The 16,039-nt window shown below is 53.2% G+C and carries 10 protein-coding genes; 8 read left to right on the top strand and 2 right to left on the bottom strand.

Features of this window, described 5'->3' with window-relative positions:
• Window positions 1–17 precede the first annotated feature (17 nt).
• Entirely contained in the window at window positions 18–1,538 is a 1,521-nt protein-coding gene (locus tag E1B03_RS22880) for a methyl-accepting chemotaxis protein (RefSeq protein ID WP_133086992.1), read from the bottom strand.
• 430 nt (window positions 1,539–1,968) lie between these two features.
• Between E1B03_RS22880 and ygjG the strand changes: the two genes are divergently transcribed.
• Window positions 1,969–3,348: a putrescine aminotransferase gene (gene ygjG, locus E1B03_RS22885; protein WP_181012782.1), complete on the top strand. Its 1,380-nt coding sequence runs from the start codon at window positions 1,969–1,971 to the stop codon at window positions 3,346–3,348.
• Window positions 3,349–3,425: 77 nt separating this feature from the next.
• Here ygjG and E1B03_RS22890 read toward each other — a convergent pair whose 3' ends face one another.
• Complete coding sequence (locus E1B03_RS22890) at window positions 3,426–3,758, bottom strand: tRNA-binding protein (RefSeq protein ID WP_103769811.1); 333 nt, start codon at window positions 3,756–3,758, stop codon at window positions 3,426–3,428.
• A gap of 209 nt (window positions 3,759–3,967) precedes the next feature.
• Between E1B03_RS22890 and ebgR the strand changes: the two genes are divergently transcribed.
• The 7 genes from ebgR (at window position 3,968) to E1B03_RS22925 (ending at window position 15,957) form a co-directional block, all read left to right on the top strand.
• The gene (ebgR, locus tag E1B03_RS22895) at window positions 3,968–4,951 is read left to right on the top strand and encodes a transcriptional regulator EbgR (protein WP_032945068.1); all 984 of its coding nucleotides are present in this window, start codon (window positions 3,968–3,970) and stop codon (window positions 4,949–4,951) included.
• 207 nt (window positions 4,952–5,158) lie between these two features.
• Window positions 5,159–8,251, top strand: a complete 3,093-nt coding sequence (gene ebgA / locus E1B03_RS22900; RefSeq protein ID WP_133086993.1) for a beta-galactosidase subunit alpha — start codon at window positions 5,159–5,161, stop codon at window positions 8,249–8,251.
• Window positions 8,248–8,697, top strand: a complete 450-nt coding sequence (locus E1B03_RS22905) for a beta-galactosidase subunit beta (RefSeq protein ID WP_103769814.1) — start codon at window positions 8,248–8,250, stop codon at window positions 8,695–8,697. Before ebgA ends, E1B03_RS22905 begins: the two co-directional genes overlap by 4 nt.
• A 65-nt stretch (window positions 8,698–8,762) precedes the next feature.
• Window positions 8,763–10,196, top strand: coding sequence for an amino acid permease (locus tag E1B03_RS22910; protein WP_103769815.1), 1,434 nt, complete (start codon window positions 8,763–8,765; stop codon window positions 10,194–10,196).
• Window positions 10,197–10,278: 82 nt separating this feature from the next.
• Complete coding sequence (gene ygjJ / locus E1B03_RS22915; protein ID WP_133086994.1) at window positions 10,279–11,340, top strand: protein YgjJ; 1,062 nt, start codon at window positions 10,279–10,281, stop codon at window positions 11,338–11,340.
• 16 nt (window positions 11,341–11,356) lie between these two features.
• Complete coding sequence (ygjK, locus tag E1B03_RS22920) at window positions 11,357–13,708, top strand: alpha-glucosidase (RefSeq protein ID WP_133086995.1); 2,352 nt, start codon at window positions 11,357–11,359, stop codon at window positions 13,706–13,708.
• 230 nt (window positions 13,709–13,938) lie between these two features.
• Complete coding sequence (locus tag E1B03_RS22925) at window positions 13,939–15,957, top strand: NADPH-dependent 2,4-dienoyl-CoA reductase (protein ID WP_133086996.1); 2,019 nt, start codon at window positions 13,939–13,941, stop codon at window positions 15,955–15,957.
• Window positions 15,958–16,039: the final 82 nt, after the last annotated feature.

A 16,039-nucleotide genomic window follows, 5' to 3' on the forward strand; every position in this document is an offset into this window, starting at 1 on the left:
GTAAAAACGGGGAAGAACTAATGCAACACCGTGACCGCATCTTCCAGACGACCGGCGCGATGTTTCACCATCGCGGAAATCTGGGCACTCTCCTCAACCAGTTCGGCGTTTTTCTGCGTAATATTGCTCAGTTCATTCACTGCCCGAGTCAGGCTGGAAAGACCATCTGATTGCTCCAGCGTTGAGTGGCTGATTTGGGCGATCAGCTGAGTGACGTTTTGCACCTGCGCCACAATATCGTCCATCGTGCGTCCTGCGGCGTGAACCTGGTCAGAACCGGACTGTACCTTATCGGCGCTGGCATCAATCAGCTTGCGGATATCATTGGCGGCACTGGCGCTACGACTGGCAAGATGACGCACCTCACCCGCCACCACCGCGAACCCTTTCCCCTGCTCGCCCGCTCGTGCGGCTTCAACGGCGGCGTTCAAGGCCAGAATGTTAGTCTGGAAGGCAATATCGTTAATCAGCGTGGTGATGGTGCCGATCCGCTGGGTGCTGTTGGCGATATCGTCCATGGTTTTGATGACAGTATCCATCGCCTCACCGCCGTGCGTTGCCGCGCTGCTGGCGGCAATAGAGAGCTTATCGGCCGCGGCAGCGGTCTCTGAGTTTTGCTTTACCGATGCCGCCATCTGATTCATGGTAGTCACCGTTTCCTGCACGTTCTCTACGGTCTGCTGCGTATGCTTGTTTAAATCATCGCTGCCTTTCGCCAACGTTTCACTGTCGCTGCGCACACAACTCACCTGGCTGGAGACGTCATGGATGAGCCAACGGCACATTAGCCCCAGTTGCCCGACAGCTCGCAGCATCAGGCCCAGTTCATCACTGCGGTTAAGGTGCGACACGCTGTTCCGCTCACCGGTCGCCACTTTCAGCGCCTGACGAGCGACATTCTCAATAGGGCGCACAATCTGCCATTCGAAAATAGCCGTTCCCAAAATCATCACCAGCGCGCTCATTAACAGTAACGGCCATTCGGCACCCATTTGCTGGAACACGGTCGCCAGAACAATAAGCATAAGCGCCATTACGCTGCGCACCCGCCAGCGAATCGGTAGCGCCGGGAGTTTACCCAACCAGCCTTTGCGTACCACCAGGCCTTTATGGATACGTCGGTTGCAACGCCCTTCATTCAGCGCTTTATATAAAGGCTCTACCGCCGCAATCTCCTCGTCAGTTGCCCGGGTACGAATCGACATATACCCGGTTACACGCCCTTCCCGCACCATTGGCACCGCATTGGCCCTCACCCAGTAGTGATCGCCATTCTTACGCCGGTTTTTCACAATCCCACTCCATGGCTCGCCCTGCTTCAGGGTGTACCACATATCCGCAAACGCCGCTTTTGGCATGTCCGGATGACGAACCAGGTTGTGCGGTTTTTCGAGCAATTCATTCAGTTGATAGCCACTGACCTGGACAAAGGTATCGTTCGCATGGGTGATATAGCTTTGTAAATCGGTGGTCGACATGAGGGTGATATCATCATCCAGCGGTGTATTTTGCTGACTAACGTAGGGATGAGAAGACATGATTGCGTCCTGTGCAGGTTATCTGGTTGTTAACTCTTTCGGCTTATGTTATTTCGGCGATAATTTTTTTATCTTTAGTTGTTAAATTTGATTTAGATCGCAATTTGCGATTAAACCTCAAAATCTGTACGCATTCTAATCCATTGATTTAAAATACTTTCATGCGGTAACTATTCAATATCTCTTCTACCAACGCACCGTCGCAGTGCAAATATTGCCCATTTTTAGCGCAAATTCGCGTTTATCCGAGCTGTTTTCCGGCTCCGGGCTTGGGCAAAATGCCAGCAAATGTTAAATAACGGCATTAAATGTTGCATGAATGAGATGATTCCTGGTGTTTATCCCGATTTTTGCGATGCGTGCCGGAATGGCGCAATCCCTGCAATACTTAAATCAGTATCATGTGATACGCGAGCTCCGGGAGCATATTTTGAACAGGTTACCTTCCAGCGCATCGGCCCTGGCCTGCAGCGCACACGCACTGAATCTCATCGAAAAGCGCACGCTTGATCATGAGGAAATGAAATCATTAAACCGAGAGGTGATTGAGTACTTTAAGGAGCATGTCAATCCGGGGTTCTTAGAGTATCGAAAATCTGTAACTGCAGGCGGGGATTACGGAGCCGTAGAGTGGCAAGCGGGAAGCCTGAATACGCTTGTCGACACCCAGGGGCAGGAGTTCGTCGATTGCCTGGGTGGTTTCGGTATTTTCAACGTGGGGCACCGTAATCCAGTCGTGGTTTCCGCCGTACAGAATCAACTCGCGAAGCAACCTCTGCATAGCCAGGAACTACTTGACCCTCTGCGGGCCATGCTGGCAAAAACCCTCGCCGCACTGGCACCAGGTAAACTGAAATACAGTTTTTTCTGTAACAGCGGGACCGAGTCGGTTGAAGCCGCTCTGAAGCTGGCGAAAGCGTATCAATCGCCGCGCGGTAAATTTACGTTTATTGCCACCAGCGGCGCATTCCACGGTAAATCACTGGGCGCGCTCTCCGCCACGGCTAAATCAACCTTCCGCAAACCTTTTATGCCACTGCTGCCGGGCTTCCGTCATGTGCCGTTTGGCGATATTAACGCGATGCGCACCATGCTCAGCGAGTGTAAAAAGACCGGTGACGACGTCGCCGCCGTGATCCTCGAACCTATCCAGGGTGAAGGGGGCGTGATCCTGCCGCCGCAAGGGTATCTGAGCGCCGTTCGTAAGCTCTGTGATGAGTTTGGCGCGCTAATGATCCTTGACGAAGTGCAGACCGGCATGGGTCGTACCGGCAAAATGTTTGCCTGCGAGCACGAAAACGTGCAGCCCGACATTATGTGCCTGGCCAAAGCGCTGGGCGGTGGCGTGATGCCCATTGGCGCAACCATTGCCACCGAAGAGGTATTCTCCGTCTTGTTCGACAATCCTTTCCTGCATACCACCACGTTTGGCGGCAACCCGCTCGCTTGTGCGGCTGCGCTGGCCACCATTAACGTCCTGCTGGAGCAAAATTTACCGGCTCAGGCGGAGCAGAAAGGCGATATGTTGCTGGATGGCTTCCGCCAGCTTGCGCGGGAATACCCGGATCTGGTGCATGATGTACGTGGTAAGGGAATGCTGATGGCGATTGAGTTTGTCGATAATGAAATCGGCTACAACTTTGCCAGTGAGATGTTCCGCCAGCGGGTACTGGTTGCTGGCACGCTGAACAATGCCAAGACCATCCGTATCGAACCGCCGTTAACGTTAACGATCGAGCAATGCGATCTGGTATTGCGATCGACGCGCAAAGCCCTGGCAGCATTACGGGTGAGCGTGGAGCAGGTGTAACAACCTTACCCGGCCTATAAAAGACTCGCTTTTGTAGGCCGGATAAGTCGTAGCCGCCATCCGGTAATTAACCTAACTTAAACAATCCGTACACCCGCAGGCATAAGGCGTTCTGGCGTTAACAGCACGCTTTCGCTGCCATCGTCCGTCTCTGCGCACAGCAGCATACACTCAGATGTTTCACCGCGCATTTTGGCCTTTTGCAGGTTACACAGCACCACTACCGTTTTCCCCATCAGCTCCTCTTCGCTGTAATAAGGCACCAGGCTGGTCACGGTTTGCAGCGTACGCTCTCCCACATCGACCTGTACGATATACAGCTTATCGGCATTGTCATGACGCTGTACCTGTGCGATTTTTCCAACACGTATTTCCATTCGGGCAAAATCAGCAAATGCGACGGTATCCATTGTTCTCTCCTTTGGTAAAATTTTACTAAATACTAGCAAAATATTTTCCAGGCATTGTTCTCAAAAGCGGGAAAATGACGTACTCATCACACTATGAAAGCCCAGTTTTACCCCGAGCATGTCAATTAAACGTGCTTTTTTTACTGAAAACAGATGAATAGATAAGCACTTCATTTACAATGCGCAGGTAACTCAGGGAAAAGGCAAACATGGCAACACTTAAAGACATCGCAATCGAAGCTGGCGTGTCCCTGGCGACAGTGTCCCGGGTTTTAAACGATGACCCCACGCTGAATGTAAAAGAAGAAACCAAGCATCGCATTCTGGAGATCGCAGAAAAGCTGGAGTACAAAACCAGCAGCGCCCGTAAGAACCAGACCAGCGCGCTCGGCCCTCAGCATATTCTGGCGCTCTACAGCTATCAGCAGGATTTGGAAATCAACGATCCTTACTATCTCGCGATCCGTCATGGGATTGAAACCCAGTGTGAGAAACTGGGGATCGAACTGACCAACTGCTATGAGCACAGTGGGCTGCCGGAGAGCAAACACATTACCGGCATTCTTATTGTCGGCAAGCCTTCTCCCGCTCTGCGCGAAGCGGCAACAGCGCTTACTGACAACATCTGCTTTATCGATTTCCATGAATCCGGCAGCGAATATGACGCCGTCGATATCGATCTGGCCCGCATCAGCAAAGAGAGCATCGACTTTTTCATTGCCCAGGGCGTCACCCGCATTGGCTTCATCGGCGGCGAAGACCAGCCAGGCAAGGCCGATATCCGCGAAGCGGCGTTTGTCGAATACGGTCGTCTGCAGCAGGTCGTTTCTGAGCAGGACATCTATCGCGGCGGTTTCTCCAGTTCATCAGGCTATGAACTGGCTAAAGAAATGCTGGCGAAACCCGACTATCCCAGCGCCCTGTTTGTGGCTTCAGACTCGATAGCTATTGGCGTTTTGCGCGCCATCCACGAGCGTGGTCTGAACATTCCACAGGATATTTCGCTGATAAGCGTTAATGATATCCCAACGGCGCGTTTCACCTTTCCTCCGCTTTCCACCGTTCGCATCCATTCAGAAATGATGGGCAGTCAGGGCGTCAACCTGCTGTTTGAGAAAGCCCGCGACGGGCGCGCGCTTCCTCTCCTGGTTTTTGTTCCCAGCAAGCTGAAACTGCGCGGCACCACCCGCTAAAACCCTCCATTAACCCGCCCGGTTTCTTCTGATGCCGGGCGCGCATTGCCATGCATTCTTTTCTATGCCCGAATTATTTTCGTGATCCAGTTAAAGTAAATCACCTCACTCGCTATATTTTAGTAAAACTTTTACTAAAATCATCACCAATTACACTTACTCACCATTACAATGAATGGTTCCGATTTTTCTCCACCGGGAGGCCTTATGAATCGCTGGGAAAACATTCAGCTCACCCACGAAAATCGACTGGCGCCACGCGCATATTTTTTCTCTTATGACTCAGTAGCGCAGGCTCGCTCGTTTGCCCGCGAAACCAGCAGCCTCTTTCAGCTATTAAGCGGTCAGTGGAATTTTCAGTTCTTTGAGCATCCGCTGCAGGTGCCGGAAGCCTTTACGTCACAGTTGATGAGCGACTGGGGCAGCATCACCGTCCCCGGCATGTGGCAGATGGAAGGGCACGGTAAGCTGCAGTATACCGACGAAGGTTTTCCTTTCCCGATTGATATTCCCTACGTTCCGACCAATAACCCCACCGGTGCTTACCAGCGCATTTTCTCTCTCAGCGAAGGCTGGCAGGACAAACAGACGCTGATTAAATTTGATGGCGTAGAAACCTACTTCGAAGTCTACGTGAATGATCAGTACGTTGGCTTCAGCAAGGGCAGCCGCCTGACAGCCGAATTTGATATCAGCGCAATGGTGCACACCGGTGACAACCTGCTGTGCGTTCGCGTAATGCAATGGGCTGATTCCACTTACGTTGAAGACCAGGACATGTGGTGGTCGGCGGGAATTTTCCGCGATGTCTATCTGGTCGGCAAACAGGCGACCCATATTCAGGATTTTACCGTTCGCACCGAGTTCGATGATGACTATCGCGACGCCACCCTCTCCTGCGACATTGCGCTGGAAAACCTGGCCTCCGCGCCAGCGATGGTGTCGCTCGAATACACCTTGTTTGACGGTGAGCAGGCGCTGCATAGCGGCGTGATTAACTCGCTGAAAGTGGATAAACAAACGCATACCGCTTTTAATTTCAAGGTCAGCGCACCGCAGCAGTGGTCGGCGGAATCACCGTATCTCTATCAACTGGTGATGACGCTGAAAGATGCCAGCGGCAACATCCTTGAAGTCGTGCCACAGCGCGTCGGATTCCGCGATATCAAAGTTCGCGACGGTCTGTTTTACATCAATAACCGCTACGTGATGCTGCATGGCGTTAACCGCCACGATAACGATCATCTTAAAGGCCGCGCGGTCGGCATGGATCGCGTTGAAAAAGATCTGCTGTTGATGAAGCAGCACAACATCAACTCCGTGCGTACCGCCCATTACCCGAACGATCCGCGCTTCTATGAATTGTGCGATATCTACGGTCTGTTCGTGATGGCCGAAACCGACGTTGAATCTCACGGCTTCGCCAATATCGGCGATATCAGCCGGATAACCGACGATCCGCTGTGGGAAAATGTCTACGTTGAGCGCATCGTGCGCCACATCCATGCGCAGAAAAACCATCCGTCAATCGTCATCTGGTCGCTCGGCAACGAATCCGGATACGGCTGTAACATCCGCGCCATGTATCACGCTGCAAAAGCGCTGGATGACACGCGTTTGATTCATTACGAAGAAGATCGTGACGCCGAAGTGGTGGATATCATCTCTACCATGTACACCCGCGTGCCGCTGATGAATGAGTTTGGTGAATATCCGCATCCTAAGCCGCGCATCATCTGCGAGTATGCGCACGCTATGGGCAACGGTCCCGGCGGGCTAACGGAATATCAGAACGTCTTCTATCAGCATGATTGTATTCAGGGACACTATGTCTGGGAGTGGTGCGATCACGGGATTCAGGCCAAAGATGAGAATGGCAACGTCTGGTACAAGTATGGCGGCGACTACGGCGACTATCCGAACAACTACAACTTCTGCCTTGATGGCCTGATTTATTCCGATCAAACCCCAGGGCCGGGTCTGCAAGAGTACAAGCAGGTGATTGCGCCAGTGAAAGTACGCGCGCAGAATCTGGCCCGCGGCGAACTGCGGGTAGAAAACAAACTGTGGTTCACTACGCTTGACGACTACACCTTGCATATTGAGGTTCGCGCCGAAGGAGATACGCTCTCTGTTCAGCAGATAAAACTGCGTGACGTTCCTCCCAACAGCGATGCGCTGCTGCAATACGCGCTGCCGGAGCTGGATGCCCGCGAAACGTTCCTTAACGTCACCGTGACGAAAGACTCCCGCACGTTATACAGCGAAGCCGGGCATCACATCGCGACTTATCAGTTCCCACTGAAGGCCAGAACGGCGGCTGCCGTACCGTTTAGCCTGCAAAACGCCAACCGTCTGACGCTGGAAGACAGCCGCCAGAGCTGTACCGTGCGCGGTTATAACTTCCATCTGACCTTCTCAAAGCTGACCGGTAAACCGATCGCCTGGAACGTCAATGGTGAAGAACTAATTACCCGCGAGCCGAAGATTAATTTCTTCAAACCGACTATTGATAACCACAAGCAAGAGTTCGAAGGCCTCTGGCAACCGAATCATTTACAGATTATGCAGGAGCATCTGCGTGATTTTACCCTTGAGCAAACCGATGATGGGCTGCTGATAACCAGCCAAACGATTATCGCCCCGCCGGTATTTGATTTCGGTATGCGCTGCACCTATCGCTGGCGCATTGCCGCAGACGGACAGCTGAACGTAGAGCTTTCCGGCCAGCCTTACGGTGAATATCGGGACATTATTCCGTGCATCGGCTTCACGATGGGCATCAACGGTGATTTGGGCCAGGTGGCGTATTACGGACGTGGTCCCGGTGAAAACTATGCCGATAGCCAGCAGGCCAACATCATCGACATCTGGCGTAGCAGCGTGGATGAGATGTTCGAAAACTATCCGTTCCCGCAAAACAATGGCAATCGTCAGGACGTGCGCTGGGCAACGCTAACCAACCGCCACGGCAACGGTCTGCTGGTAGTCCCGCAGCGCCCTGTAAACCTGAGCGCCTGGCGCTATACGCCAGAGAATATCTTCGCCGCACAGCACTGCAACGCGCTACAGCGTAGCGATGACATCACCCTGAATCTGGACCACCAACTGTTGGGCTTAGGTTCTAACTCGTGGGGAAGTGAGGTGCTCGATTCCTGGCGCGTCTGGTTTACGTCATTCAGCTACGGCTTCACATTGTTGCCGGTTTCCGGCAGCGAGTCTGGCGCGCGAACCATCGCCAACCGCGCCTTTGGCACCGGATTCTTTTCCACGAATTTGCACAGCGAGAATACAAAATGAGGATCATCGATAACTTAGAGCAGTTCCAGCAACGCTATGCTTCGGGTCGGAAATGGCAACGCTGCGTTGAGGCTATTAATAATATTGATAATATTCAGCCAGGCGTCGCCCACTCGATCGGTGATTCCCTGAGCTACCGCGTGGAGACAGACTCCGCGACTGATGCGCTGTTTACCGGTCATCGCCGTTATTTTGAGATCCATTACTACCTGCAAGGACAGCAAAAAATAGAATATGCCGCCAAAGAGGATCTCCAGGTGGTTGAATATTATCGCGATGAAACCGATCGCGAATATCTGAAAGGTTGCGGAAAAACCGTTGAAGTGCACGAAGGACAAATGGTTATTTGTGACAACCATGAAGCCTATCGTTTTATTTGTAATAACGCAGTGAAAAAAGTCGTACTCAAAGTCACCATCGAAGATGGTTATTTTCATAATAAATAAAAACACAGGCGGCGCCGACGTTGCGCCGCCAGTACCCTATAATAATCAGGAATCGGAGATGTGCTATGTCTGATACCAAACGTAATACCATCGGCAAGTTCGGCTTACTTTCACTCACTTTTGCCGCGGTTTATAGTTTTAATAACGTAATCAACAATAATATTGAGCTTGGTCTGGCATCTGCACCGATGTTTTTCCTCGCGACGATTTTCTACTTTATTCCGTTCTGCTTAATCATCGCCGAATTTGTTTCGTTGAATAAAAACTCCGAAGCCGGTGTTTACGCATGGGTAAAAAGTTCGCTGGGCGGACGTTGGGCATTTATTACCGCCTACACCTACTGGTTCGTGAATCTGTTCTTTTTTACCTCGCTTTTGCCCCGTGTTATCGCCTACGCCTCATATGCTTTTTTAGGCTACGAATACATTCTGACGCCGTTCGCGACCACCGTGTTAAGTATGGTGCTGTTTGCCTTCTCCACCTGGGTTTCGACCAATGGTGCAAAAATGTTAGGACCGATTACCTCGGTCACCTCCACGTTGATGCTGCTACTGACGCTATCCTATATCTTACTGGCGGGTACTGCGCTGGTTGGCGGCGTACAGCCTGCTGACCCTATCACCGTAGACGCAATGATCCCGAATTTTAACTGGGCCTTCCTCGGTATCACCACCTGGATCTTTATGGCGGCAGGCGGCGCAGAGTCGGTGGCGGTGTACGTCAACGACGTCAAGGGTGGTTCCAAATCATTCGTGAAGGTCATTATCATTGCCGGGATTTTTATCGGCGTGCTCTATTCCATCTCCTCGGTGCTGATCAACGTCTTCGTCAGCAGCAAAGAGCTGAAGTTTACCGGTGGTTCGGTGCAGGTATTCCACGGCCTGGCGGCATATTTCGGCCTGCCGGAGCTTTTCGTGAACCGCTTTGTCGGCCTGGTCTCCTTTACCGCAATGTTCGGCTCTCTGCTGATGTGGACCGCCACGCCGGTGAAGATCTTCTTCTCTGAAATTCCGGCGGGTATTTTCGGTAAAAAAACCGTCGAATTGAATGAAAACGGCGTCCCGGCCCGCGCAGCGTGGATCCAGTTCCTGATCGTTATCCCGCTGATGATTATCCCGACCCTCGGCTCCAATACCGTGCAGGATTTAATGAACACCATCATCAACATGACCGCCGCCGCATCGATGCTGCCGCCGCTGTTTATTATGTTGGCTTACCTGAATCTGCGCGCAAAACTGGATCACTTACCGCGTGACTTCCGTATGGGTTCGCAAAAAACCGGCATTATTGTGGTATCAATGCTGATCGTTCTTTTCACCATCGGGTTTATCGCCTCTACCTTCCCGACCGGCGGTAACATCATGACTATTATTTTCTATAACGTCGGTGGGATTGTTATTTTCCTCGGTTTTGCCTGGTGGAAATACAGTAAATATATCAAAGGGCTAACCAAAGAAGAAAAAGCTATTGAGGCAGCCCCTGCTTCAAATATCAATTAATAACTAAAACATAATAACAATAAACAATATTCGCCAAGGCTATAACAATAAAAATTAATTTTTATTTGGTTTAGGATAAAGCATGAAAAACATTAGCCATTGTTGCAGGGCAATTATTGCCCTGCCCTTTTTCTGCGTCTCCTCTCTGGGTGCAGAAGAAGTTCGCCCTGCAGAACACGACGACACAAAAACGCCCGAAAGATCTTCTCCGTCCTTTCGTTTTTATGGCGAATTGGGCATGGGTGGGTATATGGATTTAGAAGGACAAGACAAACATAAGTACAGTGATGGTACCTATATAGAAGGTGGCCTGGAGATAAAACACGGTTCGTGGTTTGGTCTGATTTACGGCGAGGGCTGGACCGTGCAGGCCGACCATCAGGGCAATGCCTGGGTTCCTGACCATAGTTGGGGCGGATTCGAGGGCGGGATCAACCGCTTTTACGGTGGTTACCGCACCGATGATGGCACGGAGCTGATGCTCAGTCTGCGCCAGGACTCTTCGCTGGATGATCTGCAATGGTGGGGGGATTTCACTCCCGACCTGGGCTACGTTATTCCCAACACCCGCGACATCATGACCGCCATTAAAGTGCAAAACCTGACCGGCCCTTTGCGCTATAGCGTGACCGCGACGCCCGCCGGACACCACGACGAGAGCAAAGCCTGGCTGCACTTTGGTAAATACGATCGCTACGACGATAAATATACCTATCCGGCCATGATGAACGGCTACATCCAGTACGACCTGACCGAAGGCGTAACCTGGATGAACGGCCTGGAGATAACGGATGGTACCGGACAACTGTTCCTGACCGGTATCCTCTCGCCCAACTTCGCCGCCCGCGCCTGGCACCACACGGGCCGGGCCGACGGGCTGGATGTGCCCGGCACCGAGACCGGCTATATGGTCAGCGCGATGTATGAAGCGCTAAAAGGCGTTTACCTCTCCACCGCTTACAGCTACGCCAAACACCGGCCGGATAGCGCCGAGGAAGAAACCACGTCCTTTATGCAGTTCGGTATCTGGTACGAATACGGCGGCGGACGTTTCGCTACCGCCTTCGACAGCCGGTTCTATATGCAGAATGCTTCTGGCGACCCGAGCGACCAAATCTTCCTGATGCAATATTTTTATTGGTAACAAGGACCGGAACACCATGAACATAAAACCTCTTCTTACACCGCTGGCCTGCATCCTGCTGATGAACGTCTCCGCACATGCCGCCAGTGCTAACGACTTTAAAAACATCATTAATCGCTCCGGTGCGCCTGACTACATGCATGACTACGATCACGACGACCACCAGCGCTTTAATCCCTTTTTCGATCTCGGCGCCTGGCACGGTCATTTGCTGCCGGACGGTCCTGCCACGATGGGTGGCTTTCCGGGCGTGGCGTTGCTGACCGAAGAGTACATCAATTTTATGGCCAATAATTTTGACCGTCTGACGGTGTACCAGCACGGTAAAAAGGTCGATTTCTCGCTTGAGGCTTACAGCATTCCCGGCGCGCTGGTGCAAAAGCTGTCATCTAAGCATGTGCAAGTAGAGATGACGCTGCGTTTTGCCAGTCCCCGCACCTCGCTGCTGGAAACCAAAATCACCAGCAACACGCCGCTGGATCTGGTGTGGGACGGCGAACTGCTATCGAAGCTGGAAGCCAAAGAGGGAAAACCGCTGTCGGATAAAACCATCGATGGCGAATTCCCTGGCTATCAGCGCAAAATCACCGCTACGCACGATGGCCTGAAAGTCACCTTCGGCAAAGTGCGCTCAACCTGGGATCTGCTCACCTCCGGTGAGTCCGAATACCAGGTACATAAATCGCTGCCAATGAAGACGAAGGTCAATGGCCACCGCTTCTCCGGCAAAGCCCATATCAAAGGTTCTACCACTTTCTACACCACCTATTCTCATCTGCTTACCGCCGAGGATGTCGCGAAAGAGCAGCCGCAGATCCGCGATATTCTGGCGCGCCCGGCCTGGTATCTTGCTGCATCGCAAAAGCGCTGGGCGGATTATCTGCAAAAAGGCTTAACCAACCCAGATGCCACAACGGAACAAACCCGGGTCGCGGTTAAAGCTATTGAAACGCTGAACGGCAACTGGCGTTCGCCGGGCGGTGCGGTAAAACACAATACTGTGACCCCTTCGGTCACCGGCCGCTGGTTCTCCGGCAACCAAACCTGGCCGTGGGACACCTGGAAGCAGGCCTTCGCCATGGCGCACTTTAACCCGGATATCGCCAAAGAGAATATTCGCGCCGTCTTTTCATGGCAGGTTAAACCAGGCGATCCGGTTCGCGCGCAGGATGCCGGATTCCTTCCCGACCTGATTGCCTGGAATCTCAGCCCGCAACGCGGCGGCGACGGCGGTAACTGGAACGAGCGCAACACCAAGCCCAGCCTGGCGGCCTGGTCGGTGATGGAGGTCTACAACGTCACCAAAGACAAGGCCTGGCTCGAAGAGATGTATCCAAAGCTGGTGGCGTATCACGACTGGTGGCTGTGTAACCGCGATCATAACGGCAACGGCGTGCCGGAATACGGCGCTACGCGCGATAAAGCCCACAATACCGACAGCGGTGAAATGCTGTTTACGGTGAAAAAAGGCGACAAGGAAGAAACCCTCTCAGGACTGAACAACTACGCCGCCGTGATCGATAAGGGCCAGTATGACAGTCTCGAGATCCCAGCGCAGGTAGCCGCCTCGTGGGAGTCCGGTCGTGATGATGCGGCGGTATTTGGTTTTATCGATAAAGATCAACTGGATAAATACGTCGCAGGCGGCGGAAAGCGCAGCGACTGGGTGGTGAAATTTGCCGAAAACCGCGGTAAAGACGGTAATTTGCTGGGTTACTCGCTATTGCAGGAGTCGGTCGATCAGGCCAGCTACATGTACAGCGACAACCATTATCTGGCAGAGATGGCGACTATCCTCGGAAAAACAGAAGATGCGAAACACTATCAGACGTTAGCGAAGAAGCTGGCGGAGTACATCAACACATGCATGTTCGACCCTGATACCCAATTCTTCTATGACATCAGGATTGAAGATACTCCGCTGGCAAACGGCTGTGCAGGTAAGCCGATCGTCGAACGCGGCAAAGGGCCGGAGGGCTGGTCGCCGCTGTTTAACGGCGCGGCAACGCAGCCTCATGCGGACGCGGTGGTTAAGGTGATGCTCGACCCCAAAGAGTTCAACACCTTTGTTCCGCTTGGCACGGCGGCGCTAACCAACCCGGCCTTCGGCGCGGATATCTACTGGCGCGGGCGCGTCTGGGTGGATCAGTTCTGGTTCGGGCTAAAAGGGATGGAACGTTACGGCTATCGTGATGAAGCGTTAAAGCTGGCGGATACCTTCTTCAGCCACGCCAAAGGCCTTACCGCTGACGCTCCAATTCAGGAAAACTATAACCCGCTGACCGGCGCACAGCAGGGTGCGCCTAACTTCTCCTGGAGCGCGGCGCATCTCTATATGCTGTATAACGATTTTCTTAAAAAACAGTAATCGCTGATATTTTGCCGGATGGCACCTCGCTTATCCGGCCGACAAAGGACGCATTGCCGTTGGCCGGATTAGGTGCTTGCACCGATATCCGGCAAATTCATTCTCCGGCCTCACTCCTTTTTTGAATCCCATCACAATCACGGCATTCCCCTTTTCCCTTTTACGCGGCGACGGCTAAATTATTAACTCATCCGACCACATAACAATAATTTTACATACTGGACACCTTTATGAGCTATCCGTCGCTGTTCGCCCCGCTCGATTTAGGCTTCACCACGCTTAAAAACCGCGTGCTGATGGGTTCAATGCATACCGGACTGGAGGAGTATCCAGACGGTGCAGAACGGCTGGCCGCGTTCTACGCCGAACGCGCTCGTCACGGCGTAGCATTGATTGTCAGCGGAGGCATTGCGCCTGCGCTTTCCGGCGTGGGGATGGAAGGCGGCGCGATGCTCAACGACACCAGCCAGCTTGCACATCATCGCGTCATTACCGATGCCGTGCATGACGAAGGCGGCAAAATCGCCCTGCAAATTCTGCATACCGGCCGTTACAGCTACCAGCCGCATCTGGTGGCACCTTCTGCCATTCAGGCACCGATCAACCGCTTTACGCCGCATGAGCTGACGCACGATGAAGTGCTGCAGTTGATTGAAGATTTTGCCCACTGCGCACAGCTGGCGCGGGAAGCAGGCTACGATGGCGTGGAAGTGATGGGTTCGGAAGGGTATCTCATCAACGAATTCCTGACGCTGCGCACTAACCAGCGCGATGACCAATGGGGCGGCGAGTATGCCAACCGCATGCGTTTTGCCGTTGAGGTGGTGCGGGCGGTACGCCAGCGTGCCGGGAATGACTTTATTATTATCTTCCGCCTGTCGATGCTTGATCTGGTGGAAAACGGCGGAACCTTCGACGAAACCGTCCAGCTGGCGCAGGCTATAGAAGCCGCGGGGGCCACCATTATTAACACCGGTATTGGCTGGCATGAGGCGCGTATTCCCACTATCGCAACCCCGGTACCGCGCGGCGCGTTTAGTTGGGTGACGCGTAAGCTGAAAGGGCATGTGACGATCCCACTGGTCACCACCAACCGCATTAACGATCCCCAGGTCGCCGATGACATTCTGGCCCGTGGTGATGCCGATATGGTGTCGATGGCCCGTCCGTTCCTAGCCGATGCCGAACTGCTGTCAAAAGCGCAGACCGGACGAGCAGATGAGATCAACACCTGTATCGGCTGTAACCAGGCCTGTCTGGATCAGATCTTCGTCGGCAAAGTCACCTCTTGCCTGGTGAATCCGCGCGCCTGCCATGAAACCAAAATGCCGATCGTTGCGGCAACTGTGCCGAAAAATCTGGCGGTTGTTGGCGCAGGCCCTGCCGGCCTCGCCTTCGCCATTAATGCTGCCGCGCGCGGGCATCACGTGACGCTGTTTGACGCGCATGGCGAGATTGGCGGGCAGTTTAATATCGCCAAACAGATCCCCGGCAAAGAAGAATTCTATGAAACCCTGCGCTACTACCGGCGGATGATCGACGTGACGGGCGTGACGCTGAAGCTGAATCACGTTGTCAGCGCACGCGATCTGCATAGCTTCGACGAAGTGATCCTTGCCAGCGGGATCGAACCGCGCATGCCGCCGATCGAGGGGATCGATCATCCTAAAGTGCTGAGCTATCTCGACGTCCTGCGCGATAAAACGCCGGTGGGCAAACGTGTGGCAATCGTTGGCTGCGGCGGGATCGGTTTCGATACCGCAATGTATCTGAGTCAGCCAGGCGATCCCACCAGCCAGAACATCGCAGAATTCTGCGTGGAATGGGGGATCGACACCAGCCTGCAACAGCCCGGCGGTTTACGCCCGGAAGGTCCGCACTTATCCCGCAGCCCGCGTCAGATAGTGATGTTGCAACGCAAAGCCAGCAAACCGGGGCAAGGTTTAGGTAAAACGACGGGCTGGATCCATCGCGCCACTCTGCTCTCACGCGGCGTGAAAATGATCCCGGCAGTCAGCTATCAGAAGATTGATGATGATGGGTTACACGTCGTGTTGAACGGCGAACCGGTGATCTTTAACGTGGATAACGTGGTGATTTGCGCCGGACAAGAACCGCGCCGTGAGCTGGTCGATCCGCTGCACGCGGCAGGTAAAACGGTGCATCTGATCGGCGGCTGTGATGTGGCGATGGAACTGGATGCCCGGCGCGCTATTGCGCAAGGCACAAGGCTGGCGCTGGAAATTTAACCCCTCGTTGCCTGATGGCTCTACGCTTATCAGGCCTACGGGGTAGCTCATTGTAGGCCGGATAAGGTGTTAGCCGCATCCG

Source organism: Citrobacter arsenatis (genome assembly GCF_004353845.1).
In the GTDB taxonomy this organism is placed as follows: Bacteria; Pseudomonadota; Gammaproteobacteria; order Enterobacterales; family Enterobacteriaceae; genus Citrobacter; species Citrobacter arsenatis.

Bases quoted from the DNA above. Each gene is read 5' to 3' on its own strand.
- E1B03_RS22910 (WP_103769815.1), top strand. From the start codon at position 8,763: ATGTCTGATACCAAACGTAATACCATCGGCAAGTTCGGCTTACTTTCA.
- ygjJ (WP_133086994.1), top strand. From the start codon at position 10,279: ATGAAAAACATTAGCCATTGTTGCAGGGCAATTATTGCCCTGCCCTTT.
- ygjK (WP_133086995.1), top strand. From the start codon at position 11,357: ATGAACATAAAACCTCTTCTTACACCGCTGGCCTGCATCCTGCTGATG.
- E1B03_RS22880 (WP_133086992.1), bottom strand. From the start codon at position 1,538: ATGTCTTCTCATCCCTACGTTAGTCAGCAAAATACACCGCTGGATGAT.
- ebgR (WP_032945068.1), top strand. From the start codon at position 3,968: ATGGCAACACTTAAAGACATCGCAATCGAAGCTGGCGTGTCCCTGGCG.
- E1B03_RS22905 (WP_103769814.1), top strand. From the start codon at position 8,248: ATGAGGATCATCGATAACTTAGAGCAGTTCCAGCAACGCTATGCTTCG.
- ebgA (WP_133086993.1), top strand. From the start codon at position 5,159: ATGAATCGCTGGGAAAACATTCAGCTCACCCACGAAAATCGACTGGCG.
- E1B03_RS22890 (WP_103769811.1), bottom strand. From the start codon at position 3,758: ATGGATACCGTCGCATTTGCTGATTTTGCCCGAATGGAAATACGTGTT.
- E1B03_RS22925 (WP_133086996.1), top strand. From the start codon at position 13,939: ATGAGCTATCCGTCGCTGTTCGCCCCGCTCGATTTAGGCTTCACCACG.